This window comes from Streptomyces sp. NPDC093111 (assembly GCF_040683955.1).
GTDB lineage: Bacteria > Actinomycetota > Actinomycetes > Streptomycetales > Streptomycetaceae > Streptomyces.
Genome location: NZ_JBFBNW010000021.1, coordinates 100256 through 125452, shown reverse-complemented (window position 1 = coordinate 125452; position 25197 = coordinate 100256). Strand labels below are relative to the sequence as shown.

General features: G+C 73.8%; 25 protein-coding genes and 1 pseudogene. 6 read left to right on the top strand and 20 right to left on the bottom strand.

Features of this window, described 5'->3' with window-relative positions; genetic code table 11:
* Positions 1 to 41 precede the first annotated feature (41 nt).
* Positions 42 to 1448, top strand: a complete 1407-nt coding sequence (locus AB0Q96_RS31455; protein ID WP_365331399.1) for a cellulase family glycosylhydrolase — start codon at positions 42 to 44, stop codon at positions 1446 to 1448.
* On the opposite strand, the gene AB0Q96_RS31450 is transcribed toward AB0Q96_RS31455, so the two are convergent.
* The 9 genes from AB0Q96_RS31450 to AB0Q96_RS31410 form a co-directional block, all read right to left on the bottom strand.
* A complete protein-coding gene (locus AB0Q96_RS31450; protein ID WP_365331397.1) occupies positions 1449 to 2084 on the bottom strand; it encodes a contact-dependent growth inhibition system immunity protein in 636 nt (211 codons plus the stop codon).
* 14 nt (positions 2085 to 2098) lie between these two features.
* The gene (locus AB0Q96_RS31445) at positions 2099 to 2407 is read right to left on the bottom strand and encodes an RNase A-like domain-containing protein (RefSeq protein ID WP_365331395.1); all 309 of its coding nucleotides are present in this window, start codon (positions 2405 to 2407) and stop codon (positions 2099 to 2101) included.
* The gene (locus AB0Q96_RS31440; RefSeq protein WP_365331393.1) at positions 2408 to 3016 is read right to left on the bottom strand and encodes a hypothetical protein; all 609 of its coding nucleotides are present in this window, start codon (positions 3014 to 3016) and stop codon (positions 2408 to 2410) included.
* A 14-nt stretch (positions 3017 to 3030) separates the two neighbouring features.
* The gene (locus AB0Q96_RS31435) at positions 3031 to 4746 is read right to left on the bottom strand and encodes an RNase A-like domain-containing protein (RefSeq protein ID WP_365331391.1); all 1716 of its coding nucleotides are present in this window, start codon (positions 4744 to 4746) and stop codon (positions 3031 to 3033) included.
* Positions 4746 to 5045 carry a WXG100 family type VII secretion target gene (locus AB0Q96_RS31430; RefSeq protein ID WP_365331389.1) on the bottom strand — a complete coding sequence of 100 codons (300 nt, stop codon included), beginning with the start codon at positions 5043 to 5045 and terminating at the stop codon, positions 4746 to 4748. Before AB0Q96_RS31430 ends, AB0Q96_RS31435 begins: the two co-directional genes overlap by 1 nt.
* 31 nt (positions 5046 to 5076) lie before the next feature.
* Positions 5077 to 5469: a WXG100 family type VII secretion target gene (locus AB0Q96_RS31425; RefSeq protein ID WP_365331387.1), complete on the bottom strand. Its 393-nt coding sequence runs from the start codon at positions 5467 to 5469 to the stop codon at positions 5077 to 5079.
* Between the two features lie 147 nt (positions 5470 to 5616).
* Positions 5617 to 6387 (bottom strand): SDR family oxidoreductase, encoded by a 771-nt coding sequence (locus AB0Q96_RS31420; protein WP_365331384.1) that lies wholly within the window; start codon positions 6385 to 6387, stop codon positions 5617 to 5619.
* Positions 6387 to 6635: a DUF397 domain-containing protein gene (locus AB0Q96_RS31415; RefSeq protein ID WP_365331382.1), complete on the bottom strand. Its 249-nt coding sequence runs from the start codon at positions 6633 to 6635 to the stop codon at positions 6387 to 6389. The genes AB0Q96_RS31420 and AB0Q96_RS31415 overlap by 1 nt, the downstream gene beginning before the upstream one ends.
* Positions 6632 to 7378 (bottom strand): helix-turn-helix transcriptional regulator, encoded by a 747-nt coding sequence (locus AB0Q96_RS31410; RefSeq protein WP_365331380.1) that lies wholly within the window; start codon positions 7376 to 7378, stop codon positions 6632 to 6634. The genes AB0Q96_RS31415 and AB0Q96_RS31410 overlap by 4 nt, the downstream gene beginning before the upstream one ends.
* Before the next feature lie 78 nt (positions 7379 to 7456).
* Between AB0Q96_RS31410 and AB0Q96_RS31405 the strand changes: the two genes are divergently transcribed.
* Positions 7457 to 7795 carry an ATP-binding protein gene (locus tag AB0Q96_RS31405; RefSeq protein WP_365331442.1) on the top strand — a complete coding sequence of 113 codons (339 nt, stop codon included), beginning with the start codon at positions 7457 to 7459 and terminating at the stop codon, positions 7793 to 7795.
* Positions 7796 to 8087: 292 nt separating this feature from the next.
* Positions 8088 to 8849: an NAD(P)H-binding protein gene (locus AB0Q96_RS31400; RefSeq protein ID WP_365331378.1), complete on the top strand. Its 762-nt coding sequence runs from the start codon at positions 8088 to 8090 to the stop codon at positions 8847 to 8849.
* A 292-nt stretch (positions 8850 to 9141) separates the two neighbouring features.
* Here the strand turns inward: AB0Q96_RS31400 and AB0Q96_RS31395 are convergent, their stop codons facing one another.
* The 8 genes and pseudogenes from AB0Q96_RS31395 to AB0Q96_RS31360 all read right to left on the bottom strand — a co-directional run bounded on the left by AB0Q96_RS31395 (position 9142) and on the right by AB0Q96_RS31360 (position 17425).
* Positions 9142 to 12003 carry a hypothetical protein gene (locus tag AB0Q96_RS31395; protein ID WP_365331376.1) on the bottom strand — a complete coding sequence of 954 codons (2862 nt, stop codon included), beginning with the start codon at positions 12001 to 12003 and terminating at the stop codon, positions 9142 to 9144.
* Complete coding sequence (locus tag AB0Q96_RS31390; RefSeq protein ID WP_365331440.1) at positions 11996 to 12367, bottom strand: anti-sigma factor antagonist; 372 nt, start codon at positions 12365 to 12367, stop codon at positions 11996 to 11998. The genes AB0Q96_RS31395 and AB0Q96_RS31390 overlap by 8 nt, the downstream gene beginning before the upstream one ends.
* Positions 12368 to 12457: 90 nt before the next feature.
* Positions 12458 to 12775 (bottom strand): annotated as a pseudogene (locus AB0Q96_RS31385) (STAS domain-containing protein); the annotation flags it as partial.
* A gap of 106 nt (positions 12776 to 12881) precedes the next feature.
* Entirely contained in the window at positions 12882 to 13463 is a 582-nt protein-coding gene (locus AB0Q96_RS31380) for a hypothetical protein (RefSeq protein ID WP_365331374.1), read from the bottom strand.
* A gap of 260 nt (positions 13464 to 13723) precedes the next feature.
* Positions 13724 to 14929 (bottom strand): ABC transporter permease, encoded by a 1206-nt coding sequence (locus tag AB0Q96_RS31375; RefSeq protein WP_365331372.1) that lies wholly within the window; start codon positions 14927 to 14929, stop codon positions 13724 to 13726.
* Positions 14926 to 15606 (bottom strand): ABC transporter ATP-binding protein, encoded by a 681-nt coding sequence (locus tag AB0Q96_RS31370; protein ID WP_365331370.1) that lies wholly within the window; start codon positions 15604 to 15606, stop codon positions 14926 to 14928. The genes AB0Q96_RS31375 and AB0Q96_RS31370 overlap by 4 nt, the downstream gene beginning before the upstream one ends.
* Positions 15607 to 15788: 182 nt before the next feature.
* Positions 15789 to 16922: a peptidoglycan-binding domain-containing protein gene (locus AB0Q96_RS31365; protein WP_365331368.1), complete on the bottom strand. Its 1134-nt coding sequence runs from the start codon at positions 16920 to 16922 to the stop codon at positions 15789 to 15791.
* A complete protein-coding gene (locus tag AB0Q96_RS31360; protein ID WP_365331366.1) occupies positions 16919 to 17425 on the bottom strand; it encodes a hypothetical protein in 507 nt (168 codons plus the stop codon). The genes AB0Q96_RS31365 and AB0Q96_RS31360 overlap by 4 nt, the downstream gene beginning before the upstream one ends.
* Before the next feature lie 164 nt (positions 17426 to 17589).
* On the opposite strand from AB0Q96_RS31360, the gene AB0Q96_RS31355 reads away from it, so the two are divergent.
* Positions 17590 to 18243, top strand: a complete 654-nt coding sequence (locus AB0Q96_RS31355; protein WP_365331364.1) for a response regulator transcription factor — start codon at positions 17590 to 17592, stop codon at positions 18241 to 18243.
* 11 nt (positions 18244 to 18254) lie between these two features.
* Positions 18255 to 19370 carry a HAMP domain-containing sensor histidine kinase gene (locus AB0Q96_RS31350; protein ID WP_365331362.1) on the top strand — a complete coding sequence of 372 codons (1116 nt, stop codon included), beginning with the start codon at positions 18255 to 18257 and terminating at the stop codon, positions 19368 to 19370.
* 188 nt (positions 19371 to 19558) lie between these two features.
* Here AB0Q96_RS31350 and AB0Q96_RS31345 read toward each other — a convergent pair whose 3' ends face one another.
* Positions 19559 to 21709, bottom strand: a complete 2151-nt coding sequence (locus tag AB0Q96_RS31345) for an ABC transporter ATP-binding protein (RefSeq protein ID WP_365331360.1) — start codon at positions 21707 to 21709, stop codon at positions 19559 to 19561.
* 53 nt (positions 21710 to 21762) lie between these two features.
* On the opposite strand from AB0Q96_RS31345, the gene AB0Q96_RS31340 reads away from it, so the two are divergent.
* Entirely contained in the window at positions 21763 to 23622 is a 1860-nt protein-coding gene (locus AB0Q96_RS31340) for a S9 family peptidase (protein WP_365331358.1), read from the top strand.
* Between the two features lie 180 nt (positions 23623 to 23802).
* On the opposite strand, the gene AB0Q96_RS31335 is transcribed toward AB0Q96_RS31340, so the two are convergent.
* A complete protein-coding gene (locus AB0Q96_RS31335; protein ID WP_365331356.1) occupies positions 23803 to 25032 on the bottom strand; it encodes a cupin domain-containing protein in 1230 nt (409 codons plus the stop codon).
* A 4-nt stretch (positions 25033 to 25036) separates the two neighbouring features.
* Complete coding sequence (locus tag AB0Q96_RS31330; RefSeq protein ID WP_165590942.1) at positions 25037 to 25183, bottom strand: hypothetical protein; 147 nt, start codon at positions 25181 to 25183, stop codon at positions 25037 to 25039.
* Between the last annotated feature and the right edge of the window lie 14 nt (positions 25184 to 25197).

Sequence of the window (25197 nt, the reverse complement as noted above, 5' to 3'; positions counted from 1 at the left end):
TGGCGGAGCCGTCGGCGCACACCTGTCGAAAGGTTCATGCCATGCCCCTCAGGTCCTCGGCGGCACGATGTCTCGGGCTGGTGATGCTGATGCTGGGGCCGGCCCTTCCGGCCGCGGCGGCACCGACCGTTCCCGAACTGGGACACGTGGGCCGCTGGCTCACCGACGACCAGGGCCGGATCGTCACCCTGCACGGCGTGAACATGGTCTACAAGAAACCGCCGTACTTCCCCGCGGCCGGAGGCTTCGGCGAGAAGGACGCCCGGTTCCTGGCGGACAACGGGGTCAACGCGGTGCGGCTGGGCTTCGCCTGGAACGCGGTCGAGCCGCAGCCCGGGGTGTACGACGACACCTACATCGAGCAGATCAAGGCGACGCAGCAACTGCTGGCCCGCCACGGCATCCTGAGCCTCGTCGACTCCCACCAGGACGCCTTCAACGAATCGGTCGGCGCGAGCTGGAGCGGGTTCCCCGCGTGGGCGGCGTTTCCCGACGAGTACCCCGTCCAGCCGAACCCGGGCTTCCCGCTCGTGTACTTCACGAGCCCCGCGCAGAACCAGACGTGGGCCAACTTCTGGCGCGACCACCCCGCGTCCGACGGCGTCGGGGTGCAGGAACACTACGCGGCCATGTGGGCCCACGTCGCGCAACGCTTCGCGGACCAGCCGTACGTCCTGGGCTACGACCTGATCAACGAGCCCTGGCCCGGCTGGGACTACCCGAGCTGCTTCCCGAAGGGCTGCCCCAAGTTCGAGACCGAGGTGCTCGCGCCGTTCCAGGCGAAGGCGATGAACGCGATCCGCCAGGTCGACCCGGACCACCTGCTGTTCTACGAGCCCTCCCTGACCAACGACTTCGGCACGCCGGACTGGATGCCGAATCCGACCGGTGACCCCAAGGCGGGCATGAGCTACCACGACTACTGCGTCGGCGACGACACCTGCGTGACCAACGGACTGGACCGCGCCGTCGCCGAAGGCGTCGCGGCGGTGGTGACCGAGTTCGGCGCGACCACGGACGCGGCGCGGCTGACCCGGCTCACCGACCGGTTCGACGCCGCGATGGTGTCCTGGATGTTCTGGTCCGAACCGCAGAACCAGACGCCCGGCCACCCCCAGGAGCCGCCGACCGGCCCCAACCTGATGAACCCGGCGATCGTCCGGCCGTACCCCCGGGCCCTCGCCGGCACCCCGCAGCAGTGGAACTACGACAGCACGACCGGGACGTTCACCCTCCGGTACAGCACCCGCCGGGTCGACTCGGGCCTGCCGTTCCCCGCGGGAGCCCGTACCGAGGTGTACCTGCCGGTGACCGGCTACCCCGACGGCTACCAGGTGGAGAGCCAGGGCGCCGACGTCGTGTCGGCCCCCGGCGCCCGCGTCCTGGAACTCGCCACCAGCCCGGGGCAGGAGACCGTGCAGGTGACCGTCACGCCACGGTCGCCCTGATCAGCGCAGCCGGTCCGCCAGCTCCGCCAGCCAGGCGCCCGGGCCCAGGGGCTCGGGCGGGTCGACCTCCAGGCCGAGTTCGGTGAGGGCCAGGGCGTGGTCGGACTCGTCCAGCGGGAGCGACAGCAGGTCGCGGAGCTCGCCGACGAGCTGGGCCACCAGGCCCGGGTCGGTGGTCGCGCGGTAGTCGGCGAGGGCCGCGTCGTGGTCGCCGAACTCCTCCGGCATGTCCTGGCCGAACCAGCCGCCGAGGAGCTGGGCCAGCTCCGGGAAGCGGGCGTGCCACTCCCAGTGGGTGCGCGGGGTGGCCGGCGGCGGGGCCTGGCCGGTCTCGACACTGGCGCGGAGGCGGTCGGCGAGGCCGCGCAGCCAGTCCTGGAGCTCCTCGTCGGGCAGGCCCACGTCCGGCACCGGGTAGTACTCGCCGAGGCGCAGCCGCAGCCGGCCCGGCGGGTTCTGGGCGTACTCGCGCAGCTGGTGCTCGGCGACGCCGATCACCCAGGGGCGGGTGCGCCAGCAGTGCCGGAGGTACGCCTCCAGGGCCTCGGGGTCGTCGGCGCGGCGCCCGAGGTGGGCGCGGACGACCTGGTCCAGTTCGCCGTACTTCCGGTCGTGTTCGAGGGGCTTGAGGGGCATCGGCTGCGGCTTCCCTACAGGTCGATCGGGACGGTGGAGTGCACGGTGAAGCCGAGCGGGCTGGTCTCGCTGCGCCGCAGCACCACCCGCGCGGCACGCACCTCGACGGCGTCCCGGCCGGCGAGCGCCATCGGGTCGGTGAGCACCCGCCCGACCGCCTCGGGCCGCGAGGGCCAGGCCGCCTCGATGGCGAGCCGCCGCCGGGTGGACTGGGCGAGCCAGCGGTGGATCACCTGCTCGTTGCGGGTCACCACCTGCTGGGTGGCCCACTGGGCGGTCTCCCGGTCCGGATAGCTCGCGGCGCGGTTTCGGCGCGCGGTCATTCAGTGCTCCCGCTGCATGTGGTCGTCGACGGTGGTGGTGATCGCGAGGAGCGCGTCCCGGGTGGCCCAGGACAGGCGGGCGCGCAGCCCCTCCGGGCCGGGGAACAGGACGCGGGCCCGCTGGGCCTCGCCCGCGTACCCGGCCGCGAGCTCCGTACAGAAGGGGTGCTCGTTGTCGAGGAGGGTCCGCACGGTCGCGTCGACCGGGCCCGCCTCGTCCATCAGGATCGCGTCGAGCCCGAAGAGGAGCGGGAATGTCCGGAGGAATTCCCAGCCCTCCATCGGGAGTTCCGAGAATTCCGCGACGCCCGCCCGGTCCTGTTCGCGCAGCGAATGCGCGAGGGCCCGCAGGAATTGCCTCGGGTCGGTGTCGCCGGCCGCCCGCGCGGTCTTCTCCCGGAAGGCGGGAGGGGCGTCGTCCAGCGCGTCGGCGGCCAGGTCGAGGGCTCCGGCCGCCGCGTACGGCGAGCAGTTCCACCGCGCCACCGCCTCGCCGCGCACCAGCCGTACGTACCGCCCGAGCTCGGTGTCGAGGGAGAGGCGGCCCGCCGACTCCCGTACCGACACGGCGAGGTCGAGGAGCCGGACCACCGGCCCGTCCGAGAACATGGCACACACCTCTCTCACGGTCCCTTGTGCGGCATGGCGGTGAGCACGATGAACGGCGGATCGAGGTCGTGCTTGTAGATGAGCCGCACCTGGACGAAGCTCTTGCCCTCGGCCTTGGCGTTCATGCCGTCGTTAGTGTAATCGTCGCGCGAGACGCTGCTGCCGACGTTCTGCCCGGGGAATTCGAGATAGAGCGGCGGCTGGATCTCGGATTTGTTGGGGTCGTAGTTCGGATTCGTCTGGATCTTCTTGCGGGTGCTGTCGATCCAGTCGGAGATCCGGTTCTCGTTCGCGTCGTCGCTGATCACGGCCTGGGTGTACTTCTGGGCCGAGGCCAGGTCGGTGAACGACGAGGCGGCGGGCGCGCCGGGCTGGTCGCGCAGCCGCATCCGCAGCTGGTCGTCGGTGAGTCCGACGTGCTTGTCGATCGGGTGGCTGTCGTAGAGCCCTTCCTGGCTGGCCAGGTCGATCGGGTAGTAGAAGTCGTCCTCGTTCTGCCCGGGCACCATGAACTTGTGCTCGTGCTTGAACTCGTTGAGCGAGCGCGCCCCGAAGGCCTGCGCCCTGGCCTGCTCGGACCGGTAGGTGGGGACGGCCCGGCTCGCCTCCTCAAGCGCCGGCATCAGCTTGTCGAGCCGTGCCACGACCGCCCGGCACTCCGTCTCGTACGTCGTGACGGCGCGGTTCATCGCGGCCTGGTCGATCTCCAGGGTGATGTTGATGCCGAGGTCGCGGCCCATGGAGAGGATGCTCTTGCCGATCTTCTTCAGGTCGCCCATGTCGATGCCGTCCTTGATGTGCGGCAGCGCGTCCCAGACGGCCTTCTTCCAGATCCGCCACAGCTCGTGGCGCATCTTCGAGGCGGCCACGGCGAACGCCCGCAGGGCCTGGCTGACTTCCTGGGTGGTGTCGAACAGGACGGTCATCACGGGGTGGCTGGCGCTGGTGCCGGCCGAGGTGCCGGCGCCGCCGCTGTCGTGCTTCCACTCGTACCCGGCGGTCGAGGTGCCCCAGGCGGTGGTGCCCCACAGGGAGCTGGTGAACGTGCGCATGGCCGCCTGCCATTCGCCGTTGTTCGGGTCGGAGATCGAGCCCACGGCCTGGTTGAGCAGCCCCTCGACCTGCCCGACGGAGAAGCCGGGCTGGAGCCAGGCGAGGGCCAGCTTGTCGATCTCCTGGTAGTCGGGCAGGGGCAGGATGTCGGCGGCCTTGCCCCAGCGGAAGACGTGGTGCAGCAGCTTGCGGATGATGTCCATCGCCCAGTCGGGGACGCCTTCGAGCAGCCAGGAGATGAGGCCGCTCGCATAGTCGTCCATGTCCCCCCACTTCAGATCCGTGATCCGGGAGTACTGGGGCGGGGAGTCGATGACGTGGGGGAGCGGGAACTGCTGCGGCTGGGCGGTGCCCGAGGGATGGCTCGCGGCCTCGGCCCGCGCGTAGTTGTTGGCGGTGGTGACGAAGCCGGTGGCGACGCCGCCGATGCCGGCGACGGCCTTGGCCCAGGTGTCGAGGAAGGTGTTGCCGACCTTCACGTACGAGGCGGAGACGGCCTCCGCCGCCGGCCCGTAGCCGCCGCAGTCCATGTACTGGCTGACGGCGTGCAGGAAGTCCTTCGCGGCCTTGTCCAGGTTGCCCTGCTGGATGACGACGGTCCCCGCCACCCCGTTCAACTGGGCGGGGGTGACGTCGAATCCGGCGCCCTGGGCGGGTGGTGCGGCGGGCGTCCCCATCAGGCCGCCCCCCAGCCGCGCAGCACCGCGCGGTGGGCGGAGCCGTAGTTGGCCTGCCCGTTGGTCACGACCTCGTGCAGCCACTTCTGGGCGGCCTGGAGGTCCTGCATCTGCCGGTCCCACTGGTCGAGCTCGTCGACGAAGGCCTCGCGTGCCTCGCCGTCCCAGGCGAGTACGACCTTCTCGGTGCGCTCGTAGAGCGTTTCCAGTCGGGCGTTGAGCTGCTTGAGGATGTCTTCGAGCTCGGTGGCGAGATCGCGCAGCGTGCCGAAGTCGACACCTATGTGGTCGTCGGACAAGAGAGCCCCCGTGCTCCTTGGTGATGCCTTCTCAGATGTCCAGGATGGTGCTGCGCGGCCCTTCGGCCGCCGCCTCGGGCGCCTGCAGCTTCGCGGCCTCCGCCGCCACGTCCACGGAACTCTCCATCTTCCGCAGGCGCCGCAGGTTCTCCATCTCCTGCTCGGTGAAGCCGTCGCGGCTCAGCCGCACGGCCTGTTCGAGGACGACGAGGATTTCGCGGATGCGTACGGCGTCCTCGGAAGCGGCGCGGTGCAGGGAGCGGTACGCCTTGCCCGTCTCGCCCTTCCAGCCCGCCTCGATCCGGTCGACGACGCCGTCCATCCGCCGCACCTGGCCGTCGATATGACGCTGCATCGTGTCGAGATCGTCCGCCAGCTTCGTCAGATCCTCGTCCGAGGTCTTCAGATGCGCGTCGATGGTCATGGCCCCCGCCTTCCGTCGCTACCGCAACCTTAACAACGGGCTACGACAGACCTTCGACGGGCGTTCGACAGGCGTGGGGCCACCGGGAGTTGCGAGCGTGGGCGCACCGGCGGTCGCCGGGCTCAGGGCGCTGAGAGCCCGCCGGCCTCAGTGCACCGAGAGCCCGCCGTCGACGAACACCGCCTGCCCCGTGACGTACGCGGAGGCCCGGCTCGCCAGGAAGACGGCGGCCCCCTCGAAGTCCTCGGCGATCCCGTTCCGCCCGACCATCGTCCGGGCCGCGAGCTCGGTGACCTTCTCCGGGTCGGAGGACAGGCGCTCGTTCAGCGGCGTCATCACGAACCCCGGCACGAGGGTGTTGCAGGTGACGCCGTACGGGGACCAGGCCTCGGCCTGCGACCGCGCCAGCGACTCCAGACCGCCCTTCGACACCCCGTACGCCCCCGACTGCACGAACGCGCGGTGCGCCTGCTGGGACGTGACGTGGATGATCCGCCCGAAGCCGCGCTCGGCCATCCCCGGCCCGAACCGCTGACCGAGCAGGAACGGCGCCTCCAGGTTCACGGCCATGGTCGTGTCCCACACGTCCTCCGAGAGCTCGGAGAGCGGTGGCCGCAGGTTGATCCCGGCCGAGTTGACCAGGATGTCCGGCTCGCCGAACTTCCCCACCGCCTCCTCGGCCGCGGCCCGCACCCCGTCCCGGCGGCTCAGGTCCGCGCTCACCCAGGCGGCCTCCGCCCCCGCCGCGGTCAGCTCGTCCACCGCCGCCTTCAGCTCCGCCTCCCGCCGCGCCACCACCACGACGGACGCGCCCGCCCCCGCGAGGGCCCGCGCGATCGCCTTGCCGATGCCGGAGCTCCCGCCGGTGACGAGGGCGGTACGGCCGGCGAGCGAGAACAGGTCGTCGAGGTAGGCCATCAGACGCGCCCGCAGCCCGCGATGAACTCCCGCCAGGGAGCCGGGGAGAGCGCGAGGCGGGCGCCGTCGGGCCGTTTGGAGTCGCGGACGTGGATCGTGCTGGGGCGGGCGGCGACTTCCACGCAGTCGTCGCCGGAGGCACTGCTGTACGTGGACTTGTGCCAGGACAGGGCCACTTCGACGCAGTCGCCGTCGCCGCCGCTGCTGTAGCTGCTCTTGAACCAGGCCAGATCTGTGGTGGTGCTCATGTGGCTCCTCGCATCTCCCGCAACAGGCTCTGGGAGTCTTCCAGGGATAGAGCCTGTGAGCGCATCCTGGCATACCGCATCTTGAGGATGCTGACGACTTTGGCGTCGGAGATGAGCACCCCGCATTCCTGGCCCTCGCAGTAGGCGAGCCAGCGGTTATCCGGTGTTTCCAGTAACCGCATGGGCCCTGCGAGCCCGGCGTGATGACGGCGGTTCTGGCCGCCGGTCTGCCTGCGCAGGACATGTTCCTCGATGATGAAGCTGTAGGCGGTATTGACCCGCTCGGCGAGCAGCTTCTGGCGCTTTACGCGGGCGGCGATGGTCTCCTCGATTTCTGCGTCTCCCATCGGAGGCACCTGCCCCTCGCACAGGGCTCGCTGGTATGCCTCCGTCTGCCGCAGACCCGGAACGAGACGGTTGTCGTACGTGTACAGGCAGATCGCGGTCGCCTCCAGCTTCGCCCACTGGAGGAACCACTTCGCGAGGCCCGGCTCCCGGGACAGGTGTTTCGCCGCCGCCCGGATCACCCCGAAGGCGTCCAGGACGTGTTCCGCCCGTTCGATGAACCTCTCCGAGGGCAGGCGCCGTCCCTGTTCGATGGAGGCGATCGTCTCCACCGAGTAGCGCACCCGCAGGGCGAACTCCTCCTGGGTGAGTCCCGCCCTCTTGCGGAACGCCTTGACCACCTCCCCGAAGGCCTTCAGGCTGTCCGAGGTCTCCGGTTCCGCATTGCCGTCCGTCATCACGCACGCACCTCCAAGCGGCCGGTTACCGTACGTGTGTTCACCCAGTGATTCAGCTCGACTCCGCGCGGCGCCCGGCTGGCCCGACGCCTCGCCCTCCACCAGCTCGACCGCTGGGGGATCCCCTACGGGAGTGCGGCGTCGGACGCGACGGCGCAGATCGTCGCCGAGCTCGCCGCGAACGCGGTGACCCACGGGCGGGTGCCGGGGCGGGACTTCGAGCTGGTGCTCTCGTACGCCCCGGCGACGCCCGCTCCGTACCTCCGTATCGACGTCTCCGACACCCGCACGGAACGCCGCCCCTGCCTCACGGAGGTGGGGCGGGGCCTGCGCCTCGTCGATGCGCTGGCGAGCCGTTGGGAGGTCCTGGCCCGGGTGCCCGTCGGGAAGACGGTTCGGGCGGAGGTCGATCTGTGAGCACGTCGCGGACGGCCGAGCGCTGCACCGAGGGCTGTTCGTGGCCGCAGCGGGAGGACGGGGGGGCGGCGGATCCAGGTGCGGGAGGGCAGAGCGGGGAGGGCCGGAAGGGCCGGAACGGCAGGCGGGCAGACCTGAGCGTCTGGGGTGGACCGGACGGTGCACTCCGCCGAACGGGTCGTCGTGGGCCCGGCGGGGCGCGGCGATGTCACATTCCGGGAGGCTCGGTCCGTCCTGGATGTCGAAGGGCGTTCCATCGGGGCGCGCCCCCTGCGGAAGGACAGCGACCGCGATGACGACGATCCTGGTGACCGGCGGCACCGGAACCCTCGGCCGGCTCGTGACCGAGCGGCTGCGTGCGGACGGGCACGACGTGCGGGTGCTCAGCCGGCACGCGCAGCCGTACGCCGTGGACCTGCGGGCGGGCGGGCCGGCGCTGGCCCGCGCGCTGGCGGGGGTGGACACGGTCGTGCACTGCGCGAGTTCACCGAAGGGCGGGGACGAGGAGGCGGCCCGCCAGCTGATCGAGGCGGCCCGCGCGGCCGGGGTGCGGCACCTGCTGTACATCTCGATCGTCGGTGTCGACCGGGTCCCGTTCGGCTACTACCGCAGCAAGCTGGCGGTGGAGCGGCTCGTCGAGGAGTCGGGGCTCGGCTGGACCGTGCTGCGCGCGACCCAGTTCCACGACCTGGTGCTGCGGGTCCTGGAGGGCGCGGCGAAGCTGCCCGTGATGCTGCTCCCGGCCGGGGTCTCGGACCAGCCCGTCGAGGTGGCCGAGGTCGCCGCCCGGCTCGCCGCCCTCGCGCCCGCCGGGCCCGCGGGCCGCGTCCCCGACCTCGGCGGCCCGGAGGTCCGCACCCTGCCCGACCTGGCCCGCGCCTACCTGCGGGTGAGCGGGCGCCGCCGACGCGTCCTGGAGGTGCCCCTGGCGGGCCGGGCCTACCGCGGCTTCCGCGCGGGCGGGCACCTCGTACCGGAGGGGGCCGACGGCAGGGTCACCTTCGAGGAGTTCCTCGCGAAGCGGGCGGCGGGGCGGGCTTCCACGCGGGGGTGAAGGGGGAAGGGCGCGCGCACCCGCTCCCTTTCCATGATCGACATAAAGCGCGCGGGGGGCCTTGCGGCAAGGCCCCCACCTCCGGACGGCCCTCACCCCCGAGACCCGCGCCCGGGCCACCGCCATAGCCGGCACGGTCCGCGCGGACGGGGCGCGCGTGGCGGCGGAGCTGCTCGTGGAGGCGGCCGGCCAGTGCCGGCACCGCAGGGCCGGGCGGCATGCCCGCCGGCGCTGCGAACCCGTGGGGCCGGGGCGGGGGCCTCATGCCCGCCTGCCCTGCGGCCCTGTGGGGTCAGGGTAGGGGTGTCTGGTCGTCCGCGGGCAGTCCCGTCGTGCGCAGCCGATCCACCGTCCGCGCCGACGCCGCGCGGGGAGGCTGGGCCGCCATGGCCGACAGCAGTCCTTCCCAGGAGTCGAGGAGGCCCGCGTCCACGGCCGACCGGTACGCGGCGCAGGCCTCCTGCGTCCGCCCCTGCTCCAGGTACAGGGCGCCGAGCGCGGCGTACGCCTCGGCGTCCCCCGCCGCGCAACCGCGGACGTAGGCCCGCTCGGCGGCGGGGACGTCGCCCAGCTGCTCGCGCACGCGGCCCAGCGCCGTCCAGGCGTCGGAGGCTCCCAGGGCGGTGGCCCGCAGGACCGCGTGCCGCGATCCCTCCCGGTCCCCGGCGCGTTCCCTGATCCGGGCCAGCGCGGACCAGGCTTCGGTCGCCCCCTGCTCGGCCGCCAGGTCGGCGGCGAACTCAGCGCCCCGGCCGTCCCCGGCGTTCCCCCGGGCCCGCGCCAGCATGATCCAGGCGTCCGCGTCGCCCGCGCGCGCCGCCTCCGCGGCGGCGTGGGCGGCGCCCGCCTGGTCCCCGGCCTCTTCGCGGGCTTCCGCCAGCGCGGTCCAGGCCTCGGGATCGCCGGTGCGTGCCGCCTGAGCGGCGGTCTCCTCGGCGGCCACGCCGTCGCCGTCCGACTCCGCGAGCAGGGCCAGTTCGCGCCACGCGGCGCCGACGCCCAGGCCTGCCGCCGTGCGATGGGCGGCGACGGCCCCCGTCCGGTCCCCGGCCGCTTCACGCAGCCGCGCCAGGAGCGACCACCCTTCGGGATGACCCGCGTCCGCGCCACTGGTGGCCGCTTCCACGGCTGACGCATCGTCACCGACGGCCCGGCACAGGCGTACCAGAACGGCCCATGCCGCGCCGACCCGCTTGCCCGCCGCCCGGGTGGCGTGTGCCACCGCCGCGGTGCGGTCACCGGACCGTTCGGCGGCCTGTGCCAGTCCCAGGTCGCCCCATCCGTCGCCGGCGCGTGCCGCCTGCTCGAAGGCCTCGGTCGCCACCGCACCTCGGGCCGCTCTCATCCGGCCGAGCGTCCGCCAGGCCAGCGGCTCGCCCGCCGTCGCCGCCTGCGCGGCGACCGCGTCAGCCGCCGCAGGGTCTCCCTCCGCCTCACGGATCCGGGCCATGGCCGCCCAGGCCCACGAGTCGCCTGCCTCGGCCGCGCGCCGGTACGCGTCGTAGGAGGCGGGACGGTCGCCTGCCGCTTCTCTCGTCACGGCGAGGGCGGCCCAGGCGGCGGGGTCCGTCGCGGCCGTCTGCTCGGCGGCGGCCGGCCCTTCGGTGGTGGCCCGCAGCACGGCGAGGGAGGCCCGTGCCCGGCTGTGGCCCTGCTCCGCCGCCTGCTCGTACAGGGGGACGGCGTTGCCGTAGCGACGTCGCTGTTCGGCGGCCCGGCCGAGCGCGTAGGCGTCGTCCGCGGTCCTGGCCCAGCGCGCCCCGGACCAGAATCCGGCGGGCGGCGCCCGGTGGGCGCGGACCCGGCGGATGTGCTGTTCGAGATAGTCGTCGGGGCGATAGCCGTCCGGATCGCCGACGTCCGGTTCGTGTCGTTCCGCGATCAGCGGCGCGGGGCCGCCCTCCGTGGTCGTCAGCGCGGCGATGGAGGCCGGGAACCACTCCTGTCCCGCGGTCGCGCGCGCGGCGGAGTCCAGGAATCCGGCTGCCGCCTCTCTCAGCATGCGCGCGGGCACGGCGCCGGAGTGGCCCAGCCTGCGCGCCTCGGCGGCCGCCGTCAGCACGGCGTGTTCCGGAGCGGTGAACCACTGATCCGGACCCATCTCCCAGCGGCGCACCAACTCCGGTCCCACGGTGAGGTGTTGCAGTACACACTGCCCGGGCCCGGCCGCCCGCACGGCAACGGCGAAACGCGGGTCGCGGGCGGCGGCCGAGGCGATGGCCGCGGGGGCGCCGGCGAGTGTGTCCGGAACCGTGATCATCGTGTGGGGTCTGGTCAGCAGCGCGAGGGTGTGCGGGGCGCCCTCCAGGCCCTTCTGGCGGTTCGTCAGGCGCCGCATGTGCTCGGGCCACATGGTGCCCACCACCACCAGCGGCGTCACCTGGTCGAGCAGGGCGTCCAGCGCGCGAGCGGCCCGCTCGCCCGCGGCGCCGTCCAGAAAGCGCTGCGTCTCGTCGAGCCACACCACGGTCCGCGGGTCGATGTCGGTGGCCTCGGCCCACGCGGTCAGTTCTTCCGCGTCGGCGGGGAGCAGCACGGGCCAGTCGGGCAGCTCGGCGGCCACCGCCTCGTACAGCGCCCGGGTCTTGCCGCTCGCGGAACGGCCCGCCAGCAGCACGAGCGCCGCCTGGCCGGTCGTCGCCGTACGGGCCAGCCGCCGGCGCAAGGTGGTGTCGTGCGGGCGGGTGAGGTACTCCGTCAGCGGCAGGTCCATGGTCCCGTCCGGGCCGGGAGCGGGGTGAACGCCGAGCCGGGCTGGGTCCCACTCCGCCGCGGTGCGCAGCCGAACCGCGGGCCTGCGCTCCGAGGCCGCCCAGAGCGCCCGCACCTCGCCGATCACCCCCTCGGGATCCTCGCCGGCCAGCCGCGCGAGCGCCGCGGCGACGACGGCCGTTTCCCGGAGCGAGGGCGGTGGCGCACAGGCCAGGACCCGCGCGACCGTGTCCGGCGTGGTCCGCCCCCGCGTGCCGTCGGCGTCGATGTCCGCGGCGACGTCCGCGGCGAGTGCCTGGTGCGCAGGGCTGCCTGCGGCCCGGTACAGCGAACTCAGCCGATTCCGGAGGGTGTGCAGGGGCCCTGGGGGCAGCCGGGACGGGGCGACGGAGAGAACACCCTCCGGTCGGTCGCGTGCGGCCCGCCCCTCGACGTCAGGCATGGACACCAAGCTCCCGGCCGAGGAATTCGACCGCGAGGTCCACGCTGTCGAGGAGGGGAAACACCTTGGTCAGCCCGGTGATCCGGAACCCTTTCGCGATCCTCTCCATAGGAGCCACCAGCGCCAGTCCGCCGCCATGGGCACGGACTCGCTTCAGAGCACCGACCAGCACACCGGTTCCTGTCGAGTCGATGAAGTCCACGAGTGTCAGGTCCAGGACAAGGAATATCCTTCCGTGGTTGATCAGATCGACCAGTAGCTGGCGCACGACCGGCGCGGTGTAGACGGTCAGCTCGTCCACGAGTGTCACCACGGTGATGGACTCGGAGACGTGTTCATATGAATGGCCGCCCTGGGCGACGATGTGGCTCGCCCGCTCCACGAGGGCTGCACGCCGCTGCACGAGGCTCCTCGCCGTGTAGGCGGCGGCGAGTTCCGCGACCGCGCTCGCCGCGGACTCGAAGGTGCGGAGATGCCTGCTCGCACCGGTGTCGGCCAGAAGCTCCCGGACCTGTCGACTCGGCCCGGCCAGGACGAGGGTCCCGCCCTGGGCACGCGCCCGCGCCGAGACGCGGACCAGTACGGCCAGTACCGTTCTGTCGATGCCGGCCACCGCGGCAAGGTCGACGACCAGAATGAGCTGTCCGCTCGCCATGGCCTCAACCAGCGCGGAGCGCAGTGCCGGAGCGGCGGCGGCAGCCGGCGCGACATCCTGGCCATCGTCTTCGACCCGTACGACAGCGATGCCGTCGGGGCCGTCCTCGTATGACACCTTCAGGTGCACCAGGCCCCCGCTTCATGCCACTGCCCGGCTCGTCGGCGTGCCCACGCCTGGTGGCGCCGAGCGGAAGAATCCGTCATCTACGACACTTAGGATTTTATCCGGTGGGGAGGTGTCGCGCAGTGCTGAGAGCCGCGCGGGCCGCGGCCAGAAAGGCCTCCTGGGCGGCGGCCTGCCCGGCTCCGGGAACGTCGGCCGTCAACGCGTCGCGAAGGCGCTCCGCCGCCGTCGCGACATCGTCGGGGCCTTCGAGTCGTACGACGTTCAGCGCCTGTGCGACCTCGCCCACGGCGGCGTCGTACTCCTGGCGCCGGGGCGCCTCGTCCGCGGTGCCGACGGCGCGGTGCCACGCGGTGAGTGCCTGGTGGGTACCGTCGGTGCGGCTCAGGTACGTGACGTAGGCGGCCCGCCGGACCGCACGCTGGTTGGCCAGGGTCTGCTCGGTGAGGGTGCGACGAGCGACGTCGAGCTGGGCCGTGGCCTGGAGCTGTCCCGAATCCCACGCGGCGGCCGCTTGTCGCCGACCGGCTTCCCACGCGGCCGAGGCCTGGCGTTCGCCCGCCGCCCAGGCGGCAGCGGCCTGGCGTTTGGCCGCGGCGAGGGTGAACACCCCGGTCGCCGCTCCGCCGACGATCGCAGCTCCGGCGGCGATCAGCGCCGTCCATACGTCCTCGGCCACGTCAGCCGCCCAGGGGCGCAAGGGCCCGGGGACCGCTCACCCGAGGTCGAGGCCGAGCGAGGGGACCCCGCCGTGCGGTCGGCCGGCGTTCCGCGCGGCGTGACCGCTTCTTCTGACTGTCACCCGGCACCTGAACTCCCGTCCTCCGCGCATCTGACCCATCACCTACTGGACCCGGGTCCGGTCAGGCGGCGCGGCGCGCCGACGTCGGCCGGTTTGTCAGCCCCACTGGTCACGGAACGTGAAACCCGTCGGCGGACTCACACCGCCCCCAGAGCCTCCGTCGGTGTCAGCCGGGCCGCGCGGCCCGCCGGGTACAGGCCGGCCGCCGTCCCGATCAGGGCCGCCGCCGCGACGCCCGCCACCAGGATGTCCACCGGCAGCACCAGCGGCCAGCCCTGCGAGAGCGACCAGCCCGCCGTGACCAGCGTGCCCAGAGCGACCCCCGCTGTGCCGCCCGCACCCGACAGGGCCACGGACTCGGTGAGGAATTGGAGGCGGATCTGGCCCCGGCCCGCGCCCAGCGAGCGGCGCAGGCCGATCTCCGGGCGCCGTTCCAGGACGGAGATCACCATCGTGTTGGCCACGCCCACCCCGCCGACGAGCAGCGCCACCGCGCCGAGGCCGAGGAAGAGCGACGTGAACGCGGACTTGGCGGCCAGTTGCGCCTCCAGCGCGTCGGACGGGCGGCTGACCTTCACGTCCTGCGGACTCTCCGGGTTCGCGGTCGCCGCGAGGACCGCGCGGACCGCCTCCACCGACTCGTCCGGGGACCGCTCGTACACCGTCGTCGGATGCCCCTCGAAGCCGAACAGCGTGCGGGCCGCCTCCCAGCCGACGAGGGCCGAGCGGTCGATCTCCGGCGCGAGCGCGACCGGGTCCAGGATCCCGGTGACCGTGAACCAGCGCTCACCCAGGTAGACCTGACGGCCCGTCCGGTCGATGCCGAGGCGCTGCGCGGCCACCGAGCCGAGCACCACCGCCGGGTAGCGGCCGGTGGCCCCGTTGAGGAACTCGCCCTCGCGGACCGTGCCGCCGATCGTCCCGAGCAGATCCGTACGGGCCGCGCTCACCCCGATCCCGCCGCCCGCGAGCGGGTCGATGCGGTCGGTGCGGCGGACCGTCACACCGGGCAGCGCGCCGGTCGCCGTGACCGACCTGACCGGCCCGATGCGGCCGACCATCTCGACCGCGTCCTTCGGCAGCCGCGCCTCGGCGCCGAAGAGGTCCCGGCCCGGGGAGACGGTCAGCAGGTTGGTGCCGAGCCGGCTGATCCGGCTCATCAACTCCGCCTGGCCCGCGTTGCTGATGCCGAGGACCGCCACCATCGCGGCGATCCCGATCGCGATCCCGAGCGCCGACAGCACCGCCCGGGTCGGCCGGGCCCGCATCCCCACCAGGCCCACGCGCAGGACGTCGGCGACCGGCATGCGGGAGGGGCGGGGGAGCCGGGTGCGGGGCGTCATGACGGCACCCCCGAGGCCTCCGAGTCGGAGCGGATCCGCCCGTCCAGCACCTCCACCCGGCGCGGCAGGACCGCCGCCAGGCCCGGGTCGTGCGTGATGACCACGATCGTCGTCCCTTGCGCGTTGAGCTCCCGCAGCAGGTCGAGCACGCCCGCGCCCGCCGCCGAGTCCAGATTGCCGGTCGGCTCGTCGGCGAGGATCACCGACGGGCGGATCGCGACCGCCCGCGCGATCGCCGTGCGCTGCCGCTCGCCGCCGGACATCTCGTGCGGCCGGTGGCCGAGCCGGTGCCCCAGACCCACCTGGCGCAGCGCCGCCTCGGCGAGCGCCCGGCGCCGCCGGGCCGGGATCCCGTGGTACAGCAGGCCCTCGGCGACGTTGTCGACGGCGCTGCGCCCCGGCGACAGGAAGAACTGCTGGAAGACGAAGCCGATCCAGCGCGCCCGCACCGCCGAGATCTGCCGGTCGGTCAGCTCCGCCACGTCGTGACCGCGCAGCAGCACCCGGCCCGCGCTCGGGGCGTCCAGGGTGCCCATCAGGTGCAGCATCGTCGACTTCCCCGAGCCCGAACGGCCCACCACGGCGAGGAGTTCGCCCTCACGCACGGTCAAGTCGACGCCGTGCAGCGCCCGGACCCCGCCGGGGTACGTCTTGGAGACCGCCTCCAGGGCGATCACGGGAGCGGCCGACGGATCGGTGACCGTCGAAGGAACGACCGACGGGTCGGTCGAAGGAGCGGGCGATGGGCCGCTCGAAGGAACGGCCGAAGTGGCCGTCGAAGGAACGGCCGACGCATCGCTCGCGGCATCCCTCACGGCATCGGCCACGGCGTCGCTCGCGGCGTCCGTCACGGAATCCGTCACGGCAGTGGCACCTCCACCCGCATCCCCTCGCGCAGCCCCGCGCCCGAGACCTCCACCCGGCCCTGGGCGAACACCCCCAGCGTCACCGGCACCAGCCGGCCCTCGGGGGTCTCCACCGCGTAGCCGCCCTCCGCGAGGGCGAGCAGCGCGGGCACCGGGACGGCGAGCACGTCGTCGCGGCGCTCGCTCGTGAAGTCGACCTGGACCGGGGCGCCGTCCAGCGCCCCCACGTCCGCCGGCTTCGACAGGGTCACCTCGACCGGCACGGTCGCGTCGCCCGGCGCGCCCTGCGCCGGCCGGTCCGGGCCGCCCGAGGCCGCCGCCCGGGCCACCGTGCCCACCCGGGACACCTTGCCGTCCGTCGCCTTCCCGCCGGGCAGCCGCACGCGGACGGCGGCGCCCTTCCCGGCGAGCTGCTGGCGCCCGACCGGCATGTCCACGGTGACGATCCGCCGGGTGCCGGTGAGATGGAGCAGCGGGCCCTCGGCGGGCGCGCCGACGATGCCCGGGATCTCCGTCACCCGCACCGGGCCCGGCTCCACCAGGACGTCGCCCGGGGCCACCTTCCCGGTGCGCTCGCGGCCCAGGTCCTCCTGCCAGTCCCGTACCGCCTCCGCCGTGCCGGGCGTGAAGCGGGAGTCGTCGGCCAGCTCGTCCCCGTACCCGAGCGCCTTCAGGTTGCGCTTGACGACCCGTACGTCCGGGCCGTCGTCCACGTCCTCCTCCAGCGTGCGGTAGAGCGGGGTCGCACCGTAGAAGAGGGGCACGGCCACCCCGTCCACGGCGTACGCGCGCTGCCCGCGGGCGATCGTCGCGCCGACGTCCGGCAGCCAGGTCACGATCCCGCCGGCCCGCGGCGCGGTCACCGTGTAGGAGCCCGCGTAGCCGAGCGTGCCGTCGATCCGCTCGCTCTGCACCAGGTCGGTGCGGACCACCGCCGCCGTGCCCGTGCGCGGCCCGGCGGCCGGGGCGTCCGGCCCGTCCGTACGGGAGGACAGCACGACCCCGCCGGCGGCGACCGCGCCGAGCACCAGTACGGCGGTGCCGATCAGGAGGCCGCGGCGGCCCCGTCCGCGCGGCGGGGGCTCGTCGTGCTCCTCGCCGGCGGCGAGGGTGAGGGGCTCCGTCACCGGACCGAGGCCCTGCACTCGGTGATCGCCGTCCGCGCCTTCGGGTCGTTCGCCGCCCCGCTCAGCTGCAGCGGCTTGCCCGGCTCCGGGTCCGCCACGTCCAGGCCCTTCTCCCGCAGGCAGCGGGCCAGCCGGACCGCCTTGTCCTGTGCCGTGGCGTCCGTGCCCTCCTTGCCGCCCGCGCCCAGCAGCCCCTGGCACTCGGCGAGCGCCTTCTGGGTCCGCGCGTCGCCCTTGGTGCCGGGCGGCAGCTGCACGTTCTCGTCGCCGGGGGCCGGGTCGGCCACCTCGATGCCGTGCTCGCGCATGCAGCCCGCGAAGGCCACCAGCTGGTCCTGCCGGCTGCCGCTGGGGGACGCCGACGCGGAGGCCGGCGCCGACCGGCTCCCGCCGCCGCTCGCCACCCCCGGGGTCTCGTCGCCACCGCCGCCGCACCCCGTCGCCAGGGCCGCGAGGGCCACCACCGCCAGGGCTCCGCGCCGGAGCCGTCCCGTGATCGTCATGTGCGCTCCCATCCTCGGGCGTTCGTGGTGACAGATGTACCGAGGGCGGGGTTGCCGGGCCGTCTCCGTACCCGCATACGGTGGCGAAACATCGCGGCGGGTATCACGAGTGCCGTACGGGCAACGGGCCGTCGTCATCGGCCACGACGAAGGGACGCGCACCCATGCGGGTACTGGTGGCGGAGGACGAGCGGATGCTCGCCGAACTGGTCGCGGAGGGGCTGCGCGCCCACGGCATGGCCGTCGACGTGGCCCTCGACGGCGACGCGGCCCTGGAACGCCTCACCGTCAACGACTACGACGTCCTCGTCCTCGACCGCGACCTGCCCGGCACCCACGGCGACGAGGTCTGCCGCGAGGTCGTCGCCTCCGAGGCCCGCACCCGGATCCTCATGCTCACCGCCGCCGGGCAGACCACCGACCTGGTGGCCGGGTTCGCGCTCGGCGCCGACGACTACCTCTCCAAGCCCTTCGAGTATCCCGAACTCGTCGCTCGCGTACAGGCGTTGGGGCGTCGGGCCACCCGTGCCCTGCCGCCGGTGCTCGAACGGGCAGGGATCACCCTCGACACCCCGCGCCGCCAGGCCTTCCGCGACGGACGGTATCTGCGGCTCTCCCCCAAGGAGTTCGCCGTCCTGGAGGTCCTGCTCGCCGCCGAGGGGACCGTCGTGTCCACCGAGGAACTCCTGGAACGCGCCTGGGACGAGAACGCCGACCCCTTCACCAGCGCCGTCCGCATCACCATGAGCAAACTGCGCGCCAAGCTCGGCGAGCCCCAGCTCATCGAGACGCTGCCCGGCAGCGGATACCGGATCTGAGGGCTCCCGCGATGCGCTTCCTCCGTCCCGCGCAGCGCTCGCTGCGGCTGCGCCTCACCGCGCTCTACAGCGGTGTCTTCTCCGTCGCCGGGCTGCTCCTCCTCGGCCTTACCTACCTGCTCTTCCGCGAACGCCTCACCGGCACCACCGTCCTCGTGCTCCCCAAGGACGCCCCGTACGCCGGCACCGCGCCGTCCCTGTCCAAGGCGCAGGTCGCCGCCCTCGCCGAGCGACTCCGCGAGGACGCCCTCGACCAGCTCCTGCTGATGTCCCTGCTGGCCCTGCTGGTCATGCTCGTCGCCTCCGTCGCGCTCGGCTGGCTCGTCGCGGGCCGCGCGCTGCGCCCGCTGCACACCATCGCCGCGACCGCGCAGCGGCTCTCCGCCGCCACCCTCCACGAGCGCATCGGCCTCATCGGACCCGACGACGAGCTGAAGAACCTCGCCGACACCTTCGACGCCCTCCTCGACCGGCTGCACGCGGCCTTCGAGGCGCAGCGCCGCTTCGTCGCCAACGCCTCCCACGAGCTGCGCACCCCGCTCGCCGTGCAGCGGGCCGCGATCCAGATCCGGCTCGGGCGCGCCCGCCCCGAGGACCTGCCCCGCATCCAGGAGGAGCTGCTCGACACCAACCGGCGCAGCGAACGCCTCATCGAGGGGCTGCTCACCCTCGCCACCACCGACCGGGGGCTCGACCGGCGGGAGCCCGCCGACCTGGCGCTGATCGCCGCGGAGGCGGTGGGGCAGAGCGGGCCCGCGATCCACACGGCCGGGCTGCGGCTCGCCCTCGACCTGCGGCCGATGCCGGTGACCGGGGACCCGGTCCTGCTGCACCAGCTCGTCGGCAACCTCGTGCAGAACGCGGTCCGCCACAACGTGCCCGGCGGCTCGGTCGAGGTCGCCACCGGGCCCGACGGGGCCCTCACCGTCCGCAACACCGGGCCGGTCGTGCCGCCGGGGGAGACCGAGAGCCTGCTCGAACCCTTCCGCAGGCTCTCCCGCAGCGGCGACGGCGCGGGCCTCGGGCTGTCCATCGTCCGCTCCATCGCCCAGGCGCACGGCGGCACGGTCGGCCTCACCGCCCCCGCCGACGGCGGCCTCGTCGTCCGCGTCACGGTACCGGCGTGACCGAAGCCGCCGGGGCCCGTGCGGCGGCCGGGTCGCGGGGCGAGTTACGGCTCCGCGCGGCGGTCGGGTTACGGGGCGAGCCAAGGATCCGGCCGGCGGCCGGGTCACCTGACGAGCCACGGCTCCGGCCGGCGGCCGGCCTACGGGGCGAGCCAAGGCCCCGCCCAGCGGCCGGGTCGCACGTCGGGTTACGGGACGATCTTGCCCTTCGCCGCGAGTGCCGCCGCGATGGCGGCGGCCTTGGCCGCGCCCGGGCCGCCGCCCGCCCCAGGGCCCGCGGCGGCCACGGGACCCGCGGCGGCCACGGGAAGGGTGGCGTCCGCCCCGCCCGCCCCGCCCGCCCCGGGTGCGTCCGTGTACGCCGCCGCCTGGAGGGCGAACAGGCGCGCGTACGAGCCGCCCAGGCGCATCAGCTCCGCGTGGGTGCCCTGTTCGGTGGCCCGGCCGTCCTCGATGAGGACGATCAGGTCCGCCCGCCGCACCGTCGAGAAGCGGTGCGAGATGTACACCGTCGTGCGGCCCGCCGCCAGCTCGCGGAGCCGGGAGAACAGCTCGTGCTCCGCCTCCGCGTCCAGCGCCGAGGTCGGCTCGTCCAGGACGAGCAGCGCCCCGCGCCGCATGAACGCCCGGGCCAGCGCGACCTTCTGCCACTCCCCGCCGGACAGCTCCACCCCGGTGTCGAACCACTTGCCGAGCGCCGTCCCGTACCCCTGCGGCAGCCGCGCGACCAGCCCGGCGGCCCCGGCGCGCCCGGCCGCCTCCGCGATCCGTTCGTCGTCCTCCAGGCCGGGCAGGTCGCCGAGCCCGATGTTCTCGGCGACCGTGGCCTGGTACGTGACGAAGTCCTGGAACATGGCGGCGACCTGGCGCCGCAGCGCCTCCGGGTCGAGCTCGCGGATGTCGGTGCCGTCCAGCAGGATGCGGCCGGAGTCGGGCTCGTACAGCCGGCAGAGCAGCTTGATCAGGGTGGACTTGCCGGCCCCGTTGCGGCCCACGACGGCGAGCGTCGCCCCGGCCGGAACGTCCAGGCAGACGTCGTCGAGCGCGGGCCGCTCCGCGCCCGGGTAGCGGAACGTGACGTGCTCCAGGACGAGATGGCCGCGCACCGGGCCGGTCAGCGGCCGGCCGCCCTCGGAACCGGTGCGGACGGCCAGGAGCTCGTACAGCTTCCGCAGGTACAGATGGTGCTCGTACATGCCGGAGGCGCCGCCGAACATGCCCTGGACGGCGGTCGCGACGGCGGTAGCCGCCGAGGTGTACAGGATGAGGTCGCCCAGGCTGAGGCGCCCGCGCACGGCCTGCACCGCCACGTACAGATAGGTCAGCGAACCCGCCAGCGTCGTGAGCAAGGACCAGGCGTTGCCGACGAGATGACGGGCCGTCACCACGCCGCGCAGGCCGCGGTAGGCCGCCGCGCCGAGCAGCCGGAAGCGCTCGGTCAGGAACGGCGCCAGACCGAAGACCTTGACCTCCTTCGCGTACGCGTCGGTCGACACCAGCCGCGACAGGTACTCCATCCGGCGCCGGATCGGCGAGGACCACAGCGTCACCTGGAAGCCGCGCATCCCGTAGCGCGCGTCGGAGACGAAGGCCGGGACGGGCGCGAGCAGCGCCACCACCGCGATCAGCGGCCCGAGCCCGAACAGCAGGCCCACCATGCTCGCGAAGGTCACCGTGTGCTGGAGCAGCGTGAACGCCCCGCCGATCATCATCACCGGCCGCGTCGACGCCTCCTGCTGGGCCTGCCGCAGCAGGTCGTACGAGGCGGAGTCCTCGAAGAACGACAGCGGCAGCCGGCCCGCGTGCTCCATCACCCGCACCTGCACGCTCTGCGTCGCCCGCTCCTGGAGCAGCTGCTGCGCGATGCTCCGCACCGCCGTCGCCAGCGCGCTCAGCGCGAACACCCCGCACTGCACGGCCGCCAGCGCCACCAGGGCCGTCACGGTCGTCGTCGCCGGCGGATGCCAGACGAAGCCCGGCAGGTCCACCGCGAGCGCGATGCGGTCGGGGTTCCCCGAACCGTGCAGCGCGGCGCCCCGCACCACCGTGTCGACGAGCAGCCGGGCCGTCACCGCGACCGCCGCCGGCACCAGCCCCACCAGGACCGTCGACAGCGCCAGCGCCACCGTGAGCCCCGGGCTCGCCGCCCACACCAGGCCCAGCACCCGGCCGAGCCCCGCCACCGTACGGGCCGTGGCGCGCACCGTGCCCCGCAGCGCGGCCACCGGACCGCGCCGGCCGCCGCCCTCCGGGCCCGGGGCGGGGAAGTCGACGGGGCCGGTCAGACCGCTGCCGCCGCTGCTCGCCGCCTCCCGGGCCGTGAACACCATCTGCCGCATCAGCACTCCTCCCGCTCGCCCGCCGCATGGCCCCACACGACAGGACGTGCTCCATGACGACCGCCCCGCCCCTGATCCCGCGCTCGGTGCTCTTCGGCAACCCGCACCGCATGAGCCCCGCCCTCTCCCCGGACGGCGAACGCCTCGCGTTCCTCGCGCCCGCCGCCTCCGGGGTCCTCAACGTCTACGCCGGGCCCTGGCGCACCCGCGCGTTCCGCCCCGTCACCGCCGACGCGGGACGCGGCGTCCGCGCCTTCGCCTGGTCCGCCGACGGGCGGCACATCCTGTACGTCCAGGACCGCGACGGCGACGAGAACACGCACCTGTACGCCGTCGACCCCGACGAAGGCCCCGGCTCGGCCCGCGACCTCACCCCCTACGAGGGTGTCCAGGCCAGGATCGTCTCCCTCGACCCGCGCCGCCCCGACCGGCTGCTCGTCGGGCTCAACCTGCGCGACCCCGCCGTCCACGACGCCTACCGGCTCGACCCGGCCACCGGAGCGCTCGAACTCGCCGCCGTCGACGCCGGGTTCACCCGCTGGATCGCCGACGAACGGCTCAGCGTGCGCGGCGCGCTGCGCCCGCACCCGGACGGCTCCGTGAGCCTGCTCGTACGGGACGCGGAGACGGCACCGTGGCGCGAACTGCACCGGGCCGGGCCCGAAGACGCCCCGGCACTGCGCCCGTTCGGCTTCGTCACCGGCGGCCGGAGCCTGCTCGTCCTCTCCTCCGCGGGCGCCGACACCGCCCGGCTGCTGCGCCTCGACACGGCCACCGGCGCGGCCGAGGTGGTGTACGCGGATCCCGCGTACGACGTGGAGGGCGTCGGCGCCCACCCGGGCACCGGGGAGCCGCAGTTCGCCCTCGTCCGGCGCGCCCGCAACGATCTCGCACTCCTCGACCCGGCGCTCGCCGAGGACTTCGCCGTGCTGCGGGCCGCCGCCCCGGGCGACGTGACCGTGCTGGGCCGCGACCGCGCCGACCGGCACTGGCTGGTCCAGCACAACACCGACGACGCGCCGGCCGGCTACCGGGTGCTGCACCGGGCCGCGGCGGGCCGGCCGGCCCGCGTCGAGTACCTGTTCAGCCACCTCCCGGCCCTGGAGGGAAGCCCGCTCGCCCACGTCGAACCCTTCTCCTTCACCGCCCGCGACGGGCTGCGCGTCCACGGCTACCTCACCTTCCCGCCCGGCGCGGACCGCCACCGGCTGCCGACCGTCCTCGTCGTCCACGGCGGACCCTGGACCCGCGACCAGTGGGGCTTCCGCGCCGAGACCCAGTGGCTCGCCAACCGCGGCTACCTCTGCCTCCAGGTCGACTTCCGCGGCTCCACCGGCTACGGCAAGGAGTTCACCCGCGCCGGGGACCGGGAGTGGGGCGGCCGGATGCAGGACGACCTCCAGGACGCCGTCCGGCACGCCGTCTCCCTCGGTCACACCGACCCGGACCGGGTCGCGATCTACGGCGGCTCCTACGGCGGCTACGCGGCGCTCGCCGGAGCCGCCTTCACCCCCGGCGACTACCGCTGCGCCGTCGCCGTCGCCGCACCCTCCTCGCTGCTCACCTTCATCGAGTCCGTGCCCGCGACCTGGGGGCCGATGGCGGCGATGCTGCGCCGGCGGGTCGGCTCGCCGGAGGAGGACGCGGAGTTCCTGCGCGCCCGCTCCCCGCTGTTCGCCGCCGACCGCATCCGGGTCCCGCTGCTCATCGGTCAGGGCGCGCGCGACCCGCGGGTGCGGCGCGAGGAGTCCGAGCAGCTGGTCGCCGCGCTGCGGAGCGGCGGCGTTCCCCATGAGTACCTGCTCTTTCCCGACGAGGGACACGGCTTCGTCCGGCCCCGCAACCGACTGAGGTTCTACGCGGCCGCCGAGCGCTTCCTCGCGGAACACCTCGGCGGCCGGTACGAGGAGTGAGGGCGGTCCGGGCCGGACGGGATCCGAACGGGCCGGACGAGATCTGGACGGGCCGGACGGGATCCGGACGGGCCGGACGGGATCCGGGTGGGCCGGGCGGTCCAGGGCGGTCCAGGGCGGTCCGGACGGTCCAGGACGGGGCCGGGCCGGACGGGGGGCCCGGCCCGGCCCGACCCGGTGCTACGCCAGGGTCAGCAGGCCCTCCTGGAGCAGCCGGCGGACCAGCACCAGGCGCCCCTCGACGTCCAGCCGGCCGGTCACGTCGCGGGCCGTGAACGGCGCCCGCGCGTCGAGCACGTACCGCAGTTCGGGCTCGATCCGGGCCGGCAACCGCACCACCTTGCCGTGGAACTCCAGCTGGAGGCCCGTGTCCTCCGGCCGCAGCGACCACAGCAGCTCGGCCCTGCGCCGCACCAGGGTGTCGGGGCCGAGGGTGCGCAGCCCCTCCAGGTCCAGCAGGTGCCCGTCCAGGACCGGGCGGCGGCCCACCAGGGCCCGGCTGGCCGCCCGCTCCACCAGCTCCGCCGGGTCGACCGCCGCGGCGACCGAGCCGAGCAGCTCCGCGAGGGTCGCGGCGGCGCCGTCCCGCAGCTCGGGATCGAGCGCGAACCCGGGCGGCAGGGCGCCCCGGTAGCGCGGGTCGCCCTCGATCGCCCGGTCCAGGGCGTCCTTGAGCACCGTCGACCAGAGCACCGGCAGCACGCCGAGCGTGATGTGCAGCGAGGCCTCGTCGTTGGAGGTGGCGTCGTGCACGGTGCCGCGCGGCATGTACATCAGGTCGCCGGGCCGCAGGTCGAACTCGCGGACCGGGGCGCCGGGACCGTCCTTGGGCCTGCGGTACGGCTGGGTGGCGAGCGGCAGCTCGTCGGGCGACTCGTACAGCCGCCAGTGCTTCGACCCCCACACCTGGAGCACGAAGACGTCGTGGGTGTCGTAGTGGCTGGTGAGCCCCTGGGCACCGGCCGGGGTCAGATAGGCGTTCGCCTGGAACCCGGCGCTGAACTCGCCCGACAGTGTGCGGCACAGTCGGCCGAGCGGCTCCCAGCGCTCGTGCAGGAACTTGAAGACGACGGTCGAGCCGCGCCGGTAGAGGTCGTAGAGGACTTCCAGCCCATTGCTCGGCCCGCCCGGACCCGACGCGGCCATTTCGACGAGCGGAATCTCCTGCCCGTTCACCACGACCTTGAGTTCGGAGGAACGGACACTGGAAGTGGAAAGAATATGGTCGACATCGCGGAAACTCAGCGAGGCCGCGAAATGGTCGGGATTCTCCCGGTGCACGACGAGGGGTTTCTTCTCCCAGTACGCGCGCTTGAACTCGTCCGGGGTCACGGGGGACAGGAGGCTGCTGAGGCCGAGCGAAGGCTGCGCCTGGGGCGCAGCCTTCCACCCGCCGTGGGTCACGGCCATACGGTCAGATCACCGGGTCCGACGGGTCGTTGTCGGCGATCACGAAGACCGGGTCGGTCGGGTCGTTGTCCGAGATCACGAAGTCGGGCGTCGCGATCGGGGACGGCGAGACCTCGATCTCGTCCGGCCGCAACGAATTGCGCTCTTCCATGTTCCCTCCCGTTT